General features: G+C 60.6%; 2 protein-coding genes. Both read left to right on the top strand.

The genetic code is table 11. The features are described from left to right. Window positions 1-776, top strand: a 776-nt coding sequence (locus tag FN633_RS09150; protein WP_243731496.1) for a phage tail tape measure protein, incomplete at its 5' end; no start/stop codon positions are given. A 2-nt stretch (window positions 777-778) separates the two neighbouring features. Then, the coding region (locus FN633_RS18515) for a phage tail protein (protein ID WP_243731495.1) at window positions 779-981 on the top strand (203 nt) is incomplete at its 3' end.

Below are 981 nucleotides of genomic sequence, written 5' to 3'. Positions count from 1 at the left end.
GTGAGTCAGAAGCTATCAATGACGCGCTGGCCGAGCGCCTCGGGAACTACGAATCCTATTACCAGCAGATAGACCAGCTCGACGCCGACTGGGTGACCGGCGCGCGCGACGGCCTGGCTAACTGGGTTGATGACGCCACGAATTACTCTTCTCAGGCTGCCAGCGCAATGCAGAGCGCGATGTCCGGCATTACCAGCAATATCGTCGATATGCTCAACGATAACGAGGCCTCCTGGAAGGACTGGAGCGTCAGCGTCCTGAAGTCTATCCAGACCGTACTGGTGAATATGGCAATCGCCAACGCTGTCAGCAGTATTGGCTCGCTATTCAGCTTTGGCGCGGCAGCGGGCGGCAGCACGCCTTCAGGTTCATATGCCAGCGCGGCGGCAGGCGTGAAGCTAAATGCCAAAGGCGGAGTGTACGAATCCGCCGATCTGAGCAAGTTCAGTAACAGCATCGTCAACAGCCCGACCATGTTCGCGTTCGCTAAAGGCGCTGGTCTGATGGGTGAAGCCGGGCCGGAGGCGATCATGCCGCTGACGCGTGCCGCCGATGGCTCGCTGGGTGTCCGGGCGCTGGACTCCGGGCAGGGGCAGGGCGGCGGCCTGTCTGTCAGTATCGGCGATATCAACTTCAACTCCCAGACGCAGCAACCAGCCAGCCAGGGCATTGCCAGCGCCGCTGGCCGCCAGCTGACGGATGCGATCCTGCGCACGGTCAACGATGAAGTGAGCCGCCCCGGCACACCTCTCTGGCGGGCTATCAAAGGAGTTTAACCTTGGCCGTAGAAACCTTTACCTGGTGCCCGCGTGTCGGCGCACAAAGTGACACCAGTTTCCGGACGCGTAAGGCGCAGTTCGGGGACGGATATGCCCAGGTGTCCGGCGACGGCATCAACCCCAGGACACCGCAGTGGAGTGTCAGCTTTACCGGAAAGGAGGCTTACATCCTGGAGATAAAAACCTTTCTCGAACGGCATGC

Origin of the sequence: Pseudescherichia vulneris, assembly GCF_902164725.1 — a bacterium.
Classification (GTDB): domain Bacteria; phylum Pseudomonadota; class Gammaproteobacteria; order Enterobacterales; family Enterobacteriaceae; genus Pseudescherichia; species Pseudescherichia vulneris.
Note: the sequence above shows the minus strand (reverse complement) of the source record. Positions and strands in the feature narration are given on the sequence as shown.